14 protein-coding genes and 1 pseudogene are annotated in these 17,162 nt (G+C 67.8%); 6 read left to right on the top strand and 9 right to left on the bottom strand.

The window, feature by feature from the left end; genetic code table 11:
- Window positions 1–206: 206 nt before the first annotated feature.
- The 6 genes and pseudogenes from NED98_RS01810 to NED98_RS01785 all read right to left on the bottom strand — a co-directional run.
- Window positions 207–1,238 (bottom strand): annotated as a pseudogene (locus tag NED98_RS01810) (glycoside hydrolase family 43 protein); the annotation flags it as partial.
- Between the two features lie 4 nt (window positions 1,239–1,242).
- Window positions 1,243–2,229 (bottom strand): arabinan endo-1,5-alpha-L-arabinosidase, encoded by a 987-nt coding sequence (locus tag NED98_RS01805; RefSeq protein ID WP_265311666.1) that lies wholly within the window; start codon window positions 2,227–2,229, stop codon window positions 1,243–1,245.
- Entirely contained in the window at window positions 2,226–3,779 is a 1,554-nt protein-coding gene (locus tag NED98_RS01800) for an alpha-N-arabinofuranosidase (protein ID WP_265311665.1), read from the bottom strand. Before NED98_RS01800 ends, NED98_RS01805 begins: the two co-directional genes overlap by 4 nt.
- A gap of 13 nt (window positions 3,780–3,792) precedes the next feature.
- Window positions 3,793–4,719 carry a Gfo/Idh/MocA family protein gene (locus NED98_RS01795; RefSeq protein ID WP_265311664.1) on the bottom strand — a complete coding sequence of 309 codons (927 nt, stop codon included), beginning with the start codon at window positions 4,717–4,719 and terminating at the stop codon, window positions 3,793–3,795.
- Window positions 4,720–4,722: 3 nt separating this feature from the next.
- Complete coding sequence (gene araD1 / locus NED98_RS01790; protein ID WP_265311663.1) at window positions 4,723–5,709, bottom strand: AraD1 family protein; 987 nt, start codon at window positions 5,707–5,709, stop codon at window positions 4,723–4,725.
- Window positions 5,710–5,769: 60 nt separating this feature from the next.
- Entirely contained in the window at window positions 5,770–7,302 is a 1,533-nt protein-coding gene (locus NED98_RS01785; RefSeq protein ID WP_265311662.1) for an aldehyde dehydrogenase (NADP(+)), read from the bottom strand.
- 101 nt (window positions 7,303–7,403) lie between these two features.
- Here NED98_RS01785 and NED98_RS01780 point away from each other — a divergent pair, with 101 nt between their 5' ends.
- On the top strand, window positions 7,404–8,186 hold the full coding sequence (locus NED98_RS01780; protein ID WP_265311661.1) for a FadR/GntR family transcriptional regulator: 783 nt from the start codon (window positions 7,404–7,406) through the stop codon (window positions 8,184–8,186).
- 50 nt (window positions 8,187–8,236) lie between these two features.
- Here the strand turns inward: NED98_RS01780 and NED98_RS01775 are convergent, their stop codons facing one another.
- Entirely contained in the window at window positions 8,237–9,532 is a 1,296-nt protein-coding gene (locus tag NED98_RS01775; RefSeq protein WP_265311660.1) for a sugar MFS transporter, read from the bottom strand.
- Window positions 9,533–9,649: 117 nt separating this feature from the next.
- On the opposite strand from NED98_RS01775, the gene NED98_RS01770 reads away from it, so the two are divergent.
- From NED98_RS01770 to NED98_RS01760, 3 genes are all read left to right on the top strand, one after another.
- Window positions 9,650–10,795, top strand: coding sequence for an aldose epimerase family protein (locus NED98_RS01770; protein WP_265311659.1), 1,146 nt, complete (start codon window positions 9,650–9,652; stop codon window positions 10,793–10,795).
- Between the two features lie 16 nt (window positions 10,796–10,811).
- Window positions 10,812–12,611 carry an IlvD/Edd family dehydratase gene (locus NED98_RS01765; protein ID WP_265311658.1) on the top strand — a complete coding sequence of 600 codons (1,800 nt, stop codon included), beginning with the start codon at window positions 10,812–10,814 and terminating at the stop codon, window positions 12,609–12,611.
- A gap of 159 nt (window positions 12,612–12,770) precedes the next feature.
- Window positions 12,771–13,628: an SMP-30/gluconolactonase/LRE family protein gene (locus NED98_RS01760; RefSeq protein ID WP_265311657.1), complete on the top strand. Its 858-nt coding sequence runs from the start codon at window positions 12,771–12,773 to the stop codon at window positions 13,626–13,628.
- Between the two features lie 116 nt (window positions 13,629–13,744).
- Here NED98_RS01760 and NED98_RS01755 read toward each other — a convergent pair whose 3' ends face one another.
- Both NED98_RS01755 and NED98_RS01750 read right to left on the bottom strand, forming a co-directional pair.
- On the bottom strand, window positions 13,745–14,545 hold the full coding sequence (locus tag NED98_RS01755) for an enoyl-CoA hydratase-related protein (protein ID WP_265311656.1): 801 nt from the start codon (window positions 14,543–14,545) through the stop codon (window positions 13,745–13,747).
- The gene (locus NED98_RS01750) at window positions 14,538–15,335 is read right to left on the bottom strand and encodes a crotonase/enoyl-CoA hydratase family protein (protein WP_265311655.1); all 798 of its coding nucleotides are present in this window, start codon (window positions 15,333–15,335) and stop codon (window positions 14,538–14,540) included. The genes NED98_RS01755 and NED98_RS01750 overlap by 8 nt, the downstream gene beginning before the upstream one ends.
- Before the next feature lie 141 nt (window positions 15,336–15,476).
- Here NED98_RS01750 and NED98_RS01745 point away from each other — a divergent pair, with 141 nt between their 5' ends.
- On the top strand, window positions 15,477–16,052 hold the full coding sequence (locus NED98_RS01745) for an RNA polymerase sigma factor (RefSeq protein ID WP_265311654.1): 576 nt from the start codon (window positions 15,477–15,479) through the stop codon (window positions 16,050–16,052).
- Window positions 16,049–17,071 carry a FecR family protein gene (locus tag NED98_RS01740; protein ID WP_265311653.1) on the top strand — a complete coding sequence of 341 codons (1,023 nt, stop codon included), beginning with the start codon at window positions 16,049–16,051 and terminating at the stop codon, window positions 17,069–17,071. The genes NED98_RS01745 and NED98_RS01740 overlap by 4 nt, the downstream gene beginning before the upstream one ends.
- Window positions 17,072–17,162: the final 91 nt, after the last annotated feature.

Genomic DNA, 17,162 nt, shown 5'->3' with positions numbered 1-17,162 from the left:
CAGCGTGGAATCGCGATAAATAACTCGGAGTAGGAGAGAAGCGTGGCTGCACGGCCACAGGTGAGATGCGGGCTGATCGGGCTCGCCCACGCTCCGTTCGCCCTGAGCTTGTCGAAGGGCTGTCTTTCTTCGCCGGAAGAAAGCGGCAGGGCTTCGACAAGCTCAGCCCGAACGGCGGGAAGGAACGCGGGCGATCACTACCAGCGCAGCACCCCGTTCGCCACCGGCGCGCCGAAATCGGGCGTCCCGTCGGCGCGATAATCGATCGGCTGGGCGCGGGTGTGGCGATTGGGGTCGAACAGCGGATCGCCCTCGATCTTCTCGTAATCGCGCGCGTGATAGACCAGAATGTCGCGCCCGCGCTCGTCGGTGGTGAAGCTGTTGTGCCCCGGCCCCCACACCTTGTGCTCGGGCGAGGATTTGAACACCGGCACCGGCGATTTGGCCCAATTGGCCGGGTCCATGATGTCGGCATCGTCGCGGCAGGTGAGCATCCCCATGCAGTAACGCGCGTCGGTCGCGCTCGCCGAATAGGTCATGAACAGCCGGCCGTTGCGCGCCAGCAGCGCGGGCGCCTCATTGACCTTGAAGCCCTGAATCTCCCAGTCGAGCGTCGGCACCGAGAGCCGCGCCGGCTTGGCGGCGAGCGTCAGCGGGGTGGCGAGCGGGGCGAGATAGAGGTTGGAATTGGTCTCGATCCCCGGTTCGCGCTGCGCCCAGGCGAGATAGCGCCGGCCGCGGTGGACGAACGAGGTCGAATCGAGCGTGAACGTATCCCATTCGGTCTGGAGCTGGCCGAGCACCGACCATTGGCCCGTCATCGCATCGGCGCCGTCGCACTGAAGCGCGAAGGTGCGGATGCGGAACACATCCTCGCCGCCGCCGCTCGGCCCCGCGGCGAAATACATCGTCCAGCGACCGTCGACCAAATGCAGCTCGGGCGCCCAGATGAACCCCGACATCGGCCCACTCGAAAGATGCCGCCACAGCACGCGCTCCTCGGCGGTGGCGAGCCCGGCGAGGGTGGGCGAACGGCGCAGCACCAGCCGGTCATATTCCGGGACCGAGCCGGTCATGTAATAATCGCCGTCGCTGTGGCGGAACACCTGCGCATCGGCGCGCTGGCGGACCAAGGGATTGACGATCGCAGGGGCGGCCGGGCGCCGCGCGGCGGCGGCGGGCAAAGCGGCAAGCGCGGCGGTGGCGCCGATGAAACCACGGCGGGTAAGCGACATCATGCGATCAATCCTCTGCTACGGGCCAGCCGTCCGCACCCCAGCGGATCGGGGCGATCCTCAGCGTCGGGGCGCCTTTGTTCTCACGGTCATAGGCGTGGTAGACGACATAATCGGCGCCGTCCTTGTCATGCAGGAAGCCGGGATGGCCGGGGCCGCGGAAGCGCTGTTTCTCGGTCAGATCGGCGCGCAGGAAGATCGTGCCGCCGCCCTGCAGCATCGCGCTGCCGTCCTTGCCGAGATAAGGGCCGGTGATCGCCTTGGCGCGGCTCACCACGGTGTAATAAGTGCTGTTCGCGCCCTTGCAGCAATAATCGTAAGAGGCGAACAGCCAATACCAGCCGCCGTGGCGCAGAATGAACGGCGCCTCGATCGGGGCGGGCGCACCGGCCGGGGCCGGCCGCCGCGCGATGCCGATCGGGGCGGCGGCGGGGTCGAGCGGCTTGCCGGTCGCGGAGTTCAGCCGGACGAGCTTGATCCCGCTCCAGAAGCTGCCAAAGGTCAGCCAGTGGCGCCCCTCGGCATCGATCACGAAATTGGGGTCGATCGCATTGTAATCGCTCGCGGGGGTCGATTGCAGCACCAGCCCCTCGTCGCGCCAGCCATAGCCGGGCGCCCTGGGATCGAGCGTGGGGCTGGTGGCGAGGCCGATCGCCGAACGGTTCGAGCCGAAGGTCGAGACCGAATAATAGAGCCGCCAGCGCCCGTCGACCCGGCTGATGTCAGGTGCCCAGGCGCCCTGCGCGCCGGGGATCAATTTGGTCGCCCAATCGGGGAGATGCTCGATCAGCTTCGGCCCCGCCTGCCAATGGACGAGATCGGTCGAGCTGCGTGAATCGAGCCCGGTGCCGAACACGTAATAGGTGTCGCCCTCGCGCGCGATCACCGGATCGTGGGTCGGCACGAGATCGCCCGCCAGCCGCGCGTTAAGCGATTGCGCGGCGGCGGGCGCGGCGAGCGCCAGCGCGGCCGACAGGACCAGCCCGCGTTTCATTGCAGATCGAGCATCACCACCGACTTGGCCGGCAGCGTGACGGTGAGCGTGTCGCCGGCGATGCGCGCGTCACCGAATGCCGCCGGCTTCACCGCATCGGGCGCGGCGAAATCATTGTGCGCATTCATCTGCGCCGCGGTCAGCACGCGGCCGCTCGCCGTCGCGGCATTGACCCCGTCGAGCTTGATCTCGACGGTGATCGCGCGGTGCGGATCGGCATTGGCGAGCCCGACATGCACCTTCCCCGCCTTGTCGCGCACCGCCGAGCCGCTCACCGCCGGCATCGACCATTTGCCTGCGCCATAGCCGGGCGAGGCGATGTCGATCGGCAGCACCGTCGCGTCCATATAGGGCTTGTACATCGCGAACACCCAATAGGTCGGGGTGCGGACCATCTTCGCGTCGTCGGTCAGGATCATCGCCTGGAGTACGTTGACCATCTGCGCGATCGCGCTCATCCGCACGCGATCGGCGTGGCGGGCGAAGATGTTGAGGTGGATCGCCGCGACCAACGCGTCGCGCAGGCTGTTCTGCTGGCGCAGGAAGCCGGGGTTGGTCCCCGGATCGCCGGCATACCAGGTGCCCCATTCGTCGACCGCGAGGAACACGCGCTTCTTGGGGTCGTAACGGTCCATGATCGCGCTGTGGCGCTTGATCAGCTCGTCCATCCGATTGGCTTCGGAGAGCGTCTCGGCCCAGCCCGTCTCGTCGAAATCGACCGCCGAGGCCTTGGGCGGCCAGCCCCCCGGGATCGTGTAATAATGCAGCGACAGCCCGTCGACCTGCTCGCCCGCGACGCGCATCATCGTCTCGGTCCAGGTGTAATCGTCGACATTGGCGCCCGAGGCGATCTTGAGGATCTTGGTTCCCGCCGGCGCCTTGATGAAGGTCGCATAACGCCGCGTCTCGTCGGCGGCGAATTCGGCGCGCATATTGCCGCCGCAGCCCCATAATTCGTTGCCCACCCCGAAATAGGGCACCGCCCACGGCGCCTTGTGGCCGTTCGCGGCGCGCTCGTCGGCGAGGCTGCCGGCGGGCGCGGTCATATATTCGACCCACTCGGCCATTTCGCGCGGGGTGCCGTCGCCGACATTGCCCGCGATATAGGGCTCGGCGCCGAGCTGGCTCATCAGCTCCATGAACTCATGCGTGCCGACGCTGTTGGGCTCGGTGACGCCGCCCCAATGGGTGTTGATCTTGACCGGGCGCTTGGCCTGCGGCCCGATCCCTTCGCGCCAGTGATATTCGTCGGCGAAACACCCGCCGGGCCAGCGCACCACCGGCACGCCGATCTCCTTCAGCGCTGCGACGACATCGTTGCGGAAGCCGCGCGTATTGGGGATCTTCGACTTCGGCCCGACCCACAGCCCGCCGTAAATGCCGTGGCCGAGATGCTCGGCGAACTGGGTGAAGATGCGGCGATCATAGGTCGCGCCCGGCGTATCGGCGTGGAGCGTCGCGCGCGCCGGGGCATCGGGGGTCGTCTGCGCGGTGCCGATCGCGGCGGTCGACAGCAGCAAGGTGGCGGCGATCGCCTTCCAGACCTTCATTGGTTTTTCCCTTTTATTCGACGAATGCTTCGACGGTCTCGCGCCGCGCGCGGAGGAAGGCGTCGGCGACGAGCTTGAGCGGCCCGGTATCGACATCGCTGCGCCCGGTGCGGATCAGCGTCGCGAAGCGCGCGTAGAGCCCGGCATATTCGCGATCCTCGCTATGCTCGGTGCCGCTCGGCAGCGTCAGCACCGATCCGCCGCGGGTCAGCTTGCAGGTGCCCGCGTCGGTCTCGATCGTGATGTCCCAGCTTTGCGGGCCGGTCTGGCGCCAATCGAGGTCCATCGAGATCGGCGCGCCCGCGGCGTCACAGAATAGCAATTGCGCGGCGATCGGCGCGGCGCGGTTCGCGGGCAGTTCGAGCGTCCCCGAGCGGAGGAAGAACGGGCGCGGCAGGATATGCGTCGCGATCGACAAAGCGTTGATCCCCGGATCGAACACCCCGAGCCCGCCCGGTTCCCAGATCCACGCCTGCCCCGGATGCCATACGCGGACATCCTCGCGCCACACGATCTCGACCTTGCTGACATGCCGGTCGGCGAGCCAGGCGCGCGCCGGGGCGACCCCGGCGGCGAAGCGCGAATGCCAGGCGGCGAACAGCGTCGATCCGGTCTTGCGCGCGCGCTCCTGCAGCACATCGACCTCGGCCAGCGTCGCGCCGGGGGGTTTCTCGAGGAAGACGTGGATGCCGCGCTTCAGCGCCAGCGTGGCGAGATCGTAGCGGACCTGCGGCGGGGTACAGAGCGCGACCGCATCGACCGCCGGCCCGTTGGCGAGCAGATCGTCAAGGCTGTCGAGATGCGGGATGCCGTCGATCCCGCGATCGTGCGGGCTGACGGTGGCGGCGAGGCTGAAACCGGCATCGCCGGCGATCGCCGGGAGATGCTGGTCGCGCGCGATCTTGCCCATCCCGACAAGGGCGATGCGGGTCGGCTCCATCGCTCAGAGCGCCTTGACCGCGACCGGCCGTTCCGCGGCGCGGGCGAGGGGGTTGCGCAGCGGCAGGGTGAAGGGCCGCGCCTCGATCTCGAACACATCGCCTTCGCGCGTGCGGATCATGTCGGTGAAGGAGAGGGTGGCGGTGCCGAAGAAATGGACGTGGATATCGCCCGGACGGCGGAACAGATCGTATTTGAAATGATGATGTTCGAGATTGGCGAAACTGTGCGACATGTTCGCCTCGCCCGACAGGAACGGCTTCTCCCACAGGATCGCGCCGTCGCGGCGGATGCGGCAGCTGCCCTCGACATGATCGGGAAGATCGCCGACCAGAAGCTCGGGGCCGAGCGCGGCTTGGCGCAGCTTGGAATGCGCGAGCCACAGATAATTGTGCCGCTCGGTCACATGATCGCTGAACTCGTTGGCGAGCGCCAGGCCGAGGCGGAACGGGGTGCCGTCCGGCCCGATGATATAGATGCCGGCGAGCTCGGGTTCCTCGCCGCCGTCCTGCGCGAAGCTCGGCATCGTCAGCGCCTCGCCCGGCGCGACGAGCTGCGAGCCGTCGCCCTTGTAGAACCATTCGGGCTGCTGCCCGATCGCGCCTGCCGCGGGCTTGCCGCCCTCGACCCCTTCGAGGAACATCCGCATCGAATCGGTCTGCGCGGCTGCTGCGTCGCGGTGCATCTTGTCGCGCCCCTCGGCCGAGCCGAGATGGGTGAGCCCGGTGCCGGCGAGGATCAGATGAGCGGGATCGGCATGATCGATCGGCGCGATGATATGCCCCGCGGCATATTCGGTGGCGATATCGACCGCGGCGCCGGTGCCGTTGGCGGCGATCGCGCCGGCGAGATCGGTGCCGGCGGCGATCGCCTGCAGCGCCAGCGCGCGGATCGTCTCGACATTGTTGACGAAGGCGGCACGGTCATCGGTCGCGGCGATCACCGCGCGCGCGCCGCTGGCGTCGCGATGCTGCAACAAGCGTAGGGTCACGAAATCACTCTCCTAATCGCGCGCGCCGCCCTCACCGGGGCGGCGCATGTCATGGCAAGGTCAGGCGCGCTTGCCGTCGATCAACCGCGGCAGGTCCGCGGCGCCGGCATCGCGCAGGTCGGCGGGAAGCACCGACTGGCTGAGGTTCTGATAGGAAACCGGCCGCAGGAAGCGGTCGATCGCAAGGCTGCCGACAGAGGTGGTGCGGCTGTCCGACGTCGCGGGATAGGGGCCGCCGTGGACCATCGCATGCGTCACTTCCACGCCGGTGGGCCAGCCGTTGGCGAGGATCCGCCCGGCCTTGCGCTCGAGGATCGGCAGCAGCCGCGCGGCGAGCGCTTCGTCCTCGGCATCCATCTGGAGCGTCGCGGTAAGCTGGCCTTCGGCGGCGGCGAGCACGCGCGCCAGTTCAGCCTCGTCGCGGCAGCGCACCAGCACCGATGCGGCGCCGAACACCTCGTGCCCCAGCGCCGCATCGGCGAGATAGGCGTCGGCGGTGGTGGCGAAGAGGGCGGCGGCGCCGTCATGGGGCGCGGTTGCGGCGCAGCCGCGCGCGACCGTTTCGACGCGATCGTGCTGCGCGAGCGCCGCGACGCCCTTGTCATAGGCGGCGTGGATCGCAGGGGTGAGCATCGTGCTCGCCGCGCTCTCCTGCACCGCGCCCGCTGCTGCCGCGACGAAGGCGTCGAGTCCGTCGCCCTCGATCGCCAGCACGAGCCCGGGGTTGGTGCAGAATTGCCCCGCGCCCATCGTCAGCGAGGCGACGAACGCGCTGCCCAAGGCCGCGCCATGGGACGCCAGCGCATGCGGCAGCAGCACGACCGGGTTGACGCTCGACATTTCGGCATAGACCGGGATCGGCACCGGGCGGTTCTGCGCCAGCCGCAGCAGTGCGAGCCCGCCGACGCGCGAGCCGGTGAAGCCGACCGCCGTGATCCGCGGGTCCTGCACCAGGGCGCTGCCGAGTTCGTTGCCCGGCCCGACGAGATGCTGGAACACCCCCGCCGGCAGCCCCGACGCTTCGACCGCGCGGCGGATCGCATCGGCGACCAGCGCGCCGGTCGCCGGATGGGCGGGATGACCCTTCACCACCACCGGGCAACCGGCGGCGAGCGCGGCGGCGGTGTCGCCGCCGGCGGTCGAGAAAGCGAGCGGAAAATTCGACGCGCCGAACACCGCGACCGGGCCGAGCGGGATCATCCGCAAGCGCAGGTCCGGGCGCGGCAGCGGCTGGCGATCGGGCAGCGCGGGGTCGATGCGCACCCCCAGCCACTCGCCGCGCCGCACGACATCGGCGAACATCTTGAGCTGGCCGACGGTGCGCCCGCGCTCGCCCTCGAGTCGCGCGCGCGGCAGCCCGCTTTCGCGCATCGCGGTCTCGATCAACGTGTCGCCGATCGCGATGATCTCGGCGCCGATCCGTTCGAGAAAGGCCGCGCGCTCCTCGCGCCCGGTGTGGCGATAGGCCTCGAATGCGGCGTCGGCGGCGGCGCAGGCGGCGGCGACATCGTCGATGCCATGCGCGTCGAACGCTTGCGACGCTTCGCCCGTCCGCGCGTCGATCGAATGGAATTGGGCGATTTGCGCATTCATGGGCTTCTCCTTATTACTCCTACTTATTACGGTGTCGGGAGAAACGCAATCGGTGTTCCACTTGCCCGCGATGGACGCTACGGCTGAGAATGAGAGGGCTGATGAAAGACTTACCGGACGCACATCACGACGGCGCCGCCGAGCCGGGGGCGCAGCGCCAGCCACGCGGGACGGGGCGGCGGCTGCACGGCGCGATCGCCTATAAGCTCGGGGTCGCGATCCTCTCGGGCGAATATGCGCCGGGCGACGTGCTGTCGAGCGAGGTCGAATTTTCCGAGGCGCTCGACGTGTCGCGCGGCGCCTATCGCGAGGCGGTGCAGGTGCTGGCGGCGAAGGGGCTGGTCGAAAGCCGGCCCAAGGCGGGGACCAAGGTGCTGCCGCGCGAACGCTGGCGGCTGCTCGATCCCGATGTGCTCGCCTGGGCCTTTGCCGGCGAGCCCGACATGCAGTTGATCCGCGACCTGTTCGAGTTGCGCGCAGTGGTCGAGCCCGCCGCGGCGCGCTTCGCGGCGGAGCGGCGCGATCGCGAGGATCTGCGCAAGATGAAGGAGGCGCTCGCCGGAATGCGCCGGCATACGCTGGCGACCGACGCCGGGCGTGCCGCCGACCGCGATTTCCACGACGCGATCCTCCAGGCGACGCGCAACGACGCGATCAAGATGCTCAGCGCGAGCATCGGCGCGGCGGTGCATTGGACGACGCAATATAAGCAACGCGCCCGCGCTTTGCCGCGTAACCCGATTCCCGATCACGCCAAGGTCTATGACGCGATCCTCGCGGGTGACGGCGATGCGGCGAGCGCGGCGATGCGCGTGCTGGTCGATCTCGCGCTCGAGGATACGCGCAGCGTGATGCCGGGGGCGGAAAGCGGGGAGGGCGCCTGAGGCGAACGCTCCTCCCCTCCCTTCACCAGGGAGGGGAGGAAGAAGAGGCGTTATCCCTCCACCTGACCCGTCGGTTTCGCCCCCCACAGCGCATAGAACAGGATATAGAGCTCGCATGCGGCGGTGAGCAGGAACGACCATTGCAGGCCGAAGCGGTCGGCCAGCCACCCCTGGACGATCACCAACGCCCCGCCCGCGATCGCCATGATCAGCAGCCCCGAGCCTTCCTCGGTCAGCGGGCCCAATCCCTTGATCCCGAGCGTGAAGATCGTCGGGAACATGATCGAATGGAACAGCCCGACGAGGATCAGCGACCACATCGCGACCGGGCCGTGCGCGAAGACGGTGATCATCATCACCACGAACGCGCCGACCGATACCGCGGCGAGCACCGTCTCGGCGCGCACCCGCTGCATGATCGCCGAGCCGACGAATCGCCCGACCATCATCCCGCCCCACAGGAAGGTGAGGTAACGCCCCGCCGCCTCATGCGTGAGGTTGGCGATCTGCGGCTGGCTGACGAAATTGACGAACAGATTGGCGACGCCGATCTCGGCGATCAGATAGATGAAGATCGCCGGCACGCCGAACACGAGGTTGCGGTGCTTCCACAGCGAATGCTGGCGGCGCTCCTCCTTGGCGACGCGGCTGGTGGCATTGCCCATCGCCGGCAACGGGAAGCGCGCGATGACGATCGCCAGCACCACCAGCACCGCCGCGACAAGGCCATAAGGCAGGATCACCGAATGCGCGTCGGCGAGGCGATCGGCCTGGCTGATCACCGCGCCCGCCTCGGCGGTGCCGCTCTTCGACCGGCCGAGGATGAGATAGGCGCCGAACATCGGCGCGAGCATCGTCCCGGCCGAATTCATCGCCTGCACCAGATTGAGCCGCGACGAGGCGGTCTCGGGCTTGCCGACCACCGCGACATAGGGGTTGGCCGCGACCTGCAGCAAGGTGATGCCGCTGGCGATGACGAACAGCATGACGAGCGTGACGCCATAGCTCGGAATGCTCGCGGCGAGCATCATCCCGAGCGACCCCGCCGCCATGATCAGCAATCCGGTGACGAGTGACTTCTGATAGCCGATCCGCTCGATCAGCTTCGCCGAAGGGATCGAGGCGACGAAATAGGCGATGAACCACACCGATTCGATCAGCGTCGTCTGGGTGTAGCTCAGGTCGAACACCGCGCGCAGATGCGGCAGCAAGGTGTTGTTGATGACGGTGATGAAGCCCCACATGAAGAACAGGCTGGCGAGCAGGGTCAGCGCCGGGGCGTAATTGGTCCGCGCCGATGCCGGCGCCTCGCTGGGGATCACTGTCGTGCTGGGCGCTACGGCCATCTCACTCTCCCTGAGCGCAAGGCCATCAAACAGTGGCTTGCTCCGCTTTCATTTGTCGGACTATATAAACCGCGAGCAGGCGTCAACGGGCGCGTGCGCTATAGAAGGAACGGGTTGATGCGGGGAGTGATGCGCGGGGGCGCGATGGCGCTGGCGATCGCGATGCTGCTGGCGGGCACCTCGGCCCAGGCGGCGGAGGCGAAACGCGAGACGGCGGGCAAGCTGGCCGACGGGACGATTGTCGAGGCGGTGACGCTGTCGAATGCGCGCGGCATCTCGGCGCGGATCATCAGCTTCGGCGCGACCTTGCAGCAATTGATGATGCCCGATCGCGCGGGCAAGCTCGCCGATGTCGAGCTCGGCTATGACGATATCCAGCGCTATGCCGATCACCCCAATTATTGGGGGGCGAGCGTCGGTCGCTATGCCAATCGCATCGCCGGCGGCCGCTTTACGCTCGACGGCAAAAGCTATCAGCTCGCGCAGAACGACAAGGCCAATTCGCTCCACGGCGGGACCAAGGGGTTCGACAAGCTCAACTGGCGCGTCGTCGCGGTGAAGAGCGGCGCCAAGGCGAGCGTCACCTTCGCGCTGACCAGCCCGGCGGGCGATCAGGGCTATCCCGGCACGCTCAAGGTCACCGCGACCTATATGCTCGACGATGCCGGCGACCTGACGATCGATTATGACGCGACCACCGACGCGCCGACGATCGTCAACCTCACCAATCATGCGATCTTCAACCTTGCGGGCGAGGGCGCGCCGGGCGGCATCAACGGGCATCGCCTGACGATCCCGGCGAGCCGCTATACCCCGGTCAACGCCGCGTTGATCCCGACCGGCGAGCTGAAGCCGGTCGCGGGCACGGTGTTCGATTTCACCCGCGGCAAGATCATCGAGGACGGGCTGCGCGATGGCCGCGACGCGCAGATCGTCGCGGGGCGCGGGTTCGATCACAATTTCGTGCTCGATGCCGGCGCGACCAAGGAGCCCAAGCTTGCCGCGCGGCTCGAAGACCCCGCCTCTGGCCGCGCGCTGGAGGTGTGGAGCGATCAGCCCGGGGTGCAGGTCTATACCGGCAACTTCCTCGACGGCACGCTGATCGGCAAATCGGGCCATCTCTATCGCATGGGTGACGGCATCGCGCTCGAACCGCAGAAGTTCCCCGATACGCCCAACCAGCAGGCGTTCGGATCGGCGCGGGTCGACCCCGCGCATCCCTATCACCACCGCATGATCTTCCGTCTGTCGACGATCGGCTGATCCCCAAGGACCAGATATGACCACGCCTAAGCCGACCGATAAGCTGCGCTCGCGCGCCTGGTTCGACAATCCTGCCAATATCGACATGACCGCGCTCTATCTGGAGCGCTATCTGAACTTCGGTCTCAGCCTCGAGGAATTGCGCTCGGGCAAGCCGATCATCGGCATCGCGCAGACCGGGAGCGATCTCAGCCCGTGCAACCGGCATCATCTGGTGCTCGCCGAGCGCGTGCGCGAGGGCATTCGCGAAGCGGGCGGGATCGCGATCGAATTTCCGGTCCATCCGATCCAGGAGACGGGGAAGCGCCCGACCGCGGGGCTCGATCGCAACCTTTCCTATCTCGGGCTGGTCGAATTGCTCTACGGCTATCCGCTCGACGCGGCGGTGCTGACGGTCGGCTGCGACAAGACCACGCCGGCGTGCCTGATGGCCGCCGCGACCGTGAACATCCCGGCGATCGCCTTGTCGGTCGGCCCGATGCTCAACGGCTGGCACAAGGGCGAGCGCACCGGATCGGGGACGATCGTGTGGAAGGCGCGCGAGATGCTCGCCGCGGGGCAGATCGACGATAAGGAATTCATCCGCCTCGTCGCCAGCTCGGCGCCCTCGACCGGCTATTGCAACACGATGGGCACCGCGACGACGATGAATTCGCTCGCCGAGGCGCTCGGCATGTCGCTGCCCGGCCAGGCGGCGATCCCGGCGCCGTATCGCGATCGGCAGGAGGTCGCCTATCACACCGGCAAACGCATCGTGGAGATGGTGGCGGAGGATCTGAAGCCGTCCGACATCCTGACGCGCGAGGCGTTCGAGAATGCGATCGTCGTCAATTCGGCGATCGGCGGCTCGACCAACGCGCCGATCCACCTCGCCGCGATCGCGCGGCATGTCGGGGTCGATCTGCCGATCGATACCTGGCAGGAGAAGGGGCATAAGGTGCCGCTGCTGGTCAATCTCCAGCCGGCGGGCGAGTATCTCGGCGAGGATTATTATCGCGCCGGCGGCGTCCCCGCGGTGGTGGCGCAGCTCATCCGGCAGGGGCTGATCCACGAACATGCGGTCACCGCCAACGGCCGGACGATCGGCGAGAATTGCCGCGACGTGGCGATCGAGGACGAAAAGGTCATCCGCCCGTTCGAACGGCCGATCAAGGAGGACGCCGGGTTCATCGTGCTGCGCGGCAATCTGTTCGATTCCGCGATCATGAAGACCAGCGTGATCTCCGACGAATTCCGCGCGCGTTACCTCTCCAACCCCGACGATCCCGATGCGTTCGAGGGCCCCGCGGTCGTCTTCGACGGGCCGGAGGATTATCACCATCGCATCGACGATCCCGCGCTCGGCATCACCGCCGAGACGCTGATGTTCATGCGCGGCGCGGGGCCGATCGGCTATCCGGGGGCGGCGGAAGTCGTCAACATGCGCCCGCCGGCCTATCTGATCCGCGAGGGCATCCACGCGCTGCCGTGCATCGGTGACGGCCGCCAGTCGGGCACGTCGGGCAGCCCGTCGATCCTCAACGCCTCGCCCGAGGCGGCGGCGATGGGTGGGCTCGCGCTGATCCGCACCGGCGATCGCGTGCGGATCGATCTGGCGAAGGGGACCGCCGACGTGCTGATCTCCGACGCGGAGCTCGCCGAGCGGCGGCGTGCCCTGGCGGCGGCGGGCGGCTATGCCTATCCCGCCTCGCAGACCCCGTGGCAGGAGATCCAGCGCGGCATCGTCGGCCAGATGGAGACGGGCGCGATCCTCGAAGGCGCGGAAAAATACCAGCGGATCGCGCAGACCGCCGGGCTACCGCGGGATAATCACTGAGGCAGGCGCTTACCCCGTCACCCCGGCCTTGAGCCGGGGTCCATCGGGCGGCAAGCGCAGGGCAAGGGGCTCTGGCTGCGGGGCCTGAGACACAATGGACCCCGGCTCAAGGCCGGGGTGACGGGAGAGAGATTACATGGCCCGGACCAGGAATCGGCGATGAGCGACTGGCGGATCGTGCCGCGCGAGACGCGCGATGTCCTCGGCGAAGGCACCTTATGGTCGGCGCGCGAGAATGCGGTCTTCTGGGTCGATATTCTCGCGCCCGCGCTCAACCGCCTGTCGCTCGCCGACGGGCGGATCGAGCGCTGGGCGATGCCCGAGCCGACCGGGTGGATCGTCGAGCGCGAGCGCGGCGGATTCATCGTCGGCGTCCAGAGCGGTTTCGCCGAGCTGACGCTCGATCCCTTCGCGATCCGCCCGATCCACGATCCCGAGCCGCATCTCCCCGGCAGCCGGATGAACGACGGCAAGGCCGATGCCGCGGGCAATATCTGGTGCGGCACGATGGACATGGCGGAGGAGCAGGATTGCGGCGCGCTCTACCGGCTCGGCCCCGGCTTTCGCTGCGAGCGGATGGACGCGGGGTATCGTGTGCCCAACGGCCCGGCCTTCGCGCCCGGCGGTGCGTGGGTCTATCATAGCGATACCGCGCGGCGGACGGTCTTCCGCTTCGCGCTCGGCGAGGGCGGGGCGTTGGAAGGAAAGCATCCCTTCATCCGCTTCGCCGAGGCGGACGGCTATCCGGACGGGATGACGGTCGACGCCGAGGGCTATCTGTGGATCGCGCATTGGGGCGGCGGGCGGATCAGCCGCTTCGCGCCGGACGGCACGCTCGATCGGACGATCGCCTTGCCTGCGCGGCAGATCACCAACATCGCCTTCGCGGGCGCGGGGCTCGATCGCATGTTCGTCACCTCGGCGACGATCGGGCTCGATGCCAGGGAGGCCGACGGGGCGCTGTTCGAGGTGTTTCCCGGCGTGCGCGGGGTGAGCCCGGGCCTCTATTGCGACTGAGGCGTAGAAGGCGCTGATACCCTCTCCCCGTTCGGGCTGAGCTTGTCGAAGCCCTGCACTTTTCTTCCACGCAAGGAGGGCAGCCCTTCGACAAGCTCAGGGCGAACGGTGGGAGGCTAAATCCAGCGCGGGTCGCGCTTTTCGGTGAAGGCGGTGATCCCCTCCTTCGCATCGGGGTGGAGGATATGCGCCTGCGCCGCCTCGCGCGCGATCGCATAGGCCTCGGCGATGCCGCGCCCGGCGATGCGGTTGAACGAAGCCTTGCCCTGCCGCAGCACCGATGCCGGCTTGGCCGCGATCTCGCCGGCGAGCGCTTCGACTGCCCCCGCCAGCTCCTCCGGCGGATAAAGCGCGTTGACCAGCCCGATCTCCAGCGCATGCGTCGCGGGGAACAGCCGCCCGGTCGCCAGCATCATCATCGCCTGTTTGGCGCCAACTGCGCGGACCAGCTGGACCTGCGGGGTATGGCACCAGAAGCCGATATTGACCCCCGGCACCGCGAACCGCGCATTGCTCGCGGCAAGCGCGAGATCGCAGGCCGCGGCCAGCTCGCACCCCGCCGCGGTGGCGACTCCTTCGATCTCGGCGATGACGATCTGCGGCTGCGCCATGATCGCCTGCATCAGCGCGGTGAGCGCGGCGAAATCGCGCGCGAGATAGGTTTCGTCGGGCGTTTCGCGGTCGAGCGCCCTGCGTAACTCGCCCAGATCATGCCCGGCGCAGAAGATCCGCCCGCCCGCGCCGGCGACCACGATCACCTTGATATCCTCGCGCGGCGCGAGCGCGGCGAAGGCGGCGGTCAGCGCCTCGATCAGCGGCAGTGCGAGGGCGTTGCCCGCACGCGGCCGGTTGAGTGTGACGCGCGCGACCGCGCCGCGTTCGTCGAGCAGCACCGGCGGCGTGTCGGCGTCACTCATGCCGCACCCGCGCGGCGGTCTTGTTCATGAAGGCTTCGAGCCGATCCTTCGACGCCGGCTGGGTATTGGTGATCCCGGCGATGAACGCCTCGGCGAAATAGGCATCGGCGGACGGCATATTGCCGATATGCGCGATCCCCGAGGTGATGGCAAAGTTCGATAAGGGCGGGTTCTGCGCCGCCTTGCGCGCGATCTCGATCGCCTTGTCGACGCTGCTTCCCGCGACATGATATTGGCACAGCCCGACCGCGACCGCTTCGTCGCCGGCATAGGTGCGCCCGGTGAGCATCATGTCGATCATCCGCGCCTCGCCGACCAGCCGCGCGACGCGCACCGTCGCCCCGCCGCCGGTGAAGATGCCGCGCTGCCCCTCGGGGAGCGCGAAATAGGTCGTCGCATCGGCGACGCGGATATGAAAGGCGCCCGCCAGTTCGAGCCCGCCGCCGACCACCGCGCCGTTGAGCGCGCCGATCACCGGCTTGCCGCAATGCTGGATCGCGTCGAAGGCGGCGTGCCAGCGGCGGCAGATCGCCATGAAGTCGCTCGCGCTGCGCCGTTCGAGATGATGCTCGATCAGGTCGAGCCCGGCGCAGAAATGCCCTCCCTCGGCACGGACCACCACCGCGCGAACCTCGTCGCTGCGCCGGATCCATTCGAAAAGATCGTAGATTTCCTCGATGAACGCCGCCGACAGCGCGTTGCGCTTGTCCGGGCGGTTGAGCGTGACGATCAGCACCTCACCGTCGCGCTCGGCCTTCATGAATTCGAGCATCGTCGCCCCGTCGCTCATGCGCTTTTCGCTCCTGTCCTTCAGCCTCCGGCGGCGCGGGAAGCATGGGCGAGCGAGAGCAAATCTGTCAATCGACCTAAATTCGCTGCGGGGCGAGTCCGGCCGCACTGGCGCGCGCGGTGAGAATTCGTCGGTCGAAAAGTGTGCGCTGGCCCGCGTCATACGTATTACGTTACGAAATGCTGGAAATCGGGGTATCGGGTCCTGCTGAGTGAACGGAGCCTGGAGGTTGACGTTGAGGTCCGGCGCTGGCGGCCGGCGCTGCTTTCGTTCTTCCTCAAGCGTGTCCACGACCGCGCCGAAGCCGAGGATCTGACGCAGGAGACGTTCGCGCGCCTGTTCGGCGGCGATGCGCGCCAGACCGGCCTCCATTCCGGCTATATCTTCCAGGTCGCCGCCAATCTGCTGCGCGATCGCGCGCGCCACGGCAAGGTGCGATCCGATCAGGCCGATGCGGTGCGGCAGCTCTACGGCCAGAGCGTCGACTTTCTCGATCCCGAGCGCATCGCCGCCGGGAAGAGCATCATGACGCAGCTGCTGCGATCGCTCGGCGACCTGCCGACCCGGACGCGCGCGATCTTCATCCTCTATCGCATCGAAAATATCGAGAAGAAGGTGATTGCCGAGAGTTTCGGGATTTCCCCCAGCGCGGTCGAGAAACATGTCGCGCGCGCGATGTCGCATTTGATGACGCGCGCGCGGGGGCTGGCGCAATGACCCGGCCGGTGCCCCCGATCAGCGCCCACGAACAGGCGGCGATCTGGTGCCAGCGGCTCGCGGGCACGATGGACCTCGGCGACCAGGCGGCGTTCGAGGCGTGGCTGGCGGAGGATCCCGCGCATATCACATTGCTCGAAGAGGCGGCGATCATCTGGCACGGCGCGGGCGAAGTCGCCGACAGCCCGGAAATGATCCGCTATCGCGCGGAAGCGGTGGAGGAACTGCGCCAGGCCAATGCGCGCCGCTGGTCGCGAACCTTCGATTGGCGGCGATGGGCGGCGATGGCCGCGTGTCTGGTGCTGGCCCTGGGGCTGGTCGGCTATTTCCTGCGCGATCGGCCGGCGTCGTACAGCACCGGGGCAGGGGAACGCCGCATCGTCCAGCTCGAGGACGGATCGCGGCTGACGCTCGACGGCTCGACCCGTGTCGATGTCGAAATGGATCGCAAAAGCCGGCGGCTCAAGCTTCTGGCCGGACGCGCGAAATTCGATGTCGCGCATGACGCGTTGCGGCCGTTCAGCGTGCTTGCGCGCAATCGCCTGACGGTCGCGACCGGAACGTCGTTCAGCGTCGAACTGCTGTCGCGGCAGGTCCGCGTGGTGCTTTACGAGGGGCGGGTCGAGGTGATGGCGCAGCCCGACAGCGGCCCCCCCGCGGTGCTCGTGCCGCGCTCGACCGGCAACAGCGGTCTCGTCCCGGGGCGCGAGCTGGTCGCGCCGACGACGCGCGACGCGATCCAGATCGCCGCACTGAACGCGCCGCAATCGCTGTCGTGGGAAACCGGGATGGTGCATTTCGACGGCCAGCCGCTTTCGCTTGCGGTCGAGCGGATGAACCGCGACGCGCAGCGGACGATCGTTGTCGACGACCCGCGGCTCGCCGATCTGACCGTCAGCGGGGTGTTCAACAGCCGCGATACGGCGGCGTTCATCGAGGGCGTCACCGCGCTCTATCCGATCGTCGCGCGCGAGGAGCAGGGGCAGATCATTCTGCGCTTCAAAGCCGCCGCCAAATAAATTTCGTTCATGAAGTGAGAGGTTTGCTCCCTCATCCGTATTACCTCGCAGGCCAGCAGGAAATGCCTGGCCGCGATAACGAGGGGAGGAA

It is taken from the genome of Sphingomonas lycopersici (assembly GCF_026130605.1).
In the GTDB taxonomy this organism is placed as follows: Bacteria; Pseudomonadota; Alphaproteobacteria; order Sphingomonadales; family Sphingomonadaceae; genus Sphingomonas; species Sphingomonas lycopersici.
The sequence above is the reverse complement of the archived record's forward strand: the minus strand, read 5'-3'. Positions and strand labels throughout refer to the sequence as shown.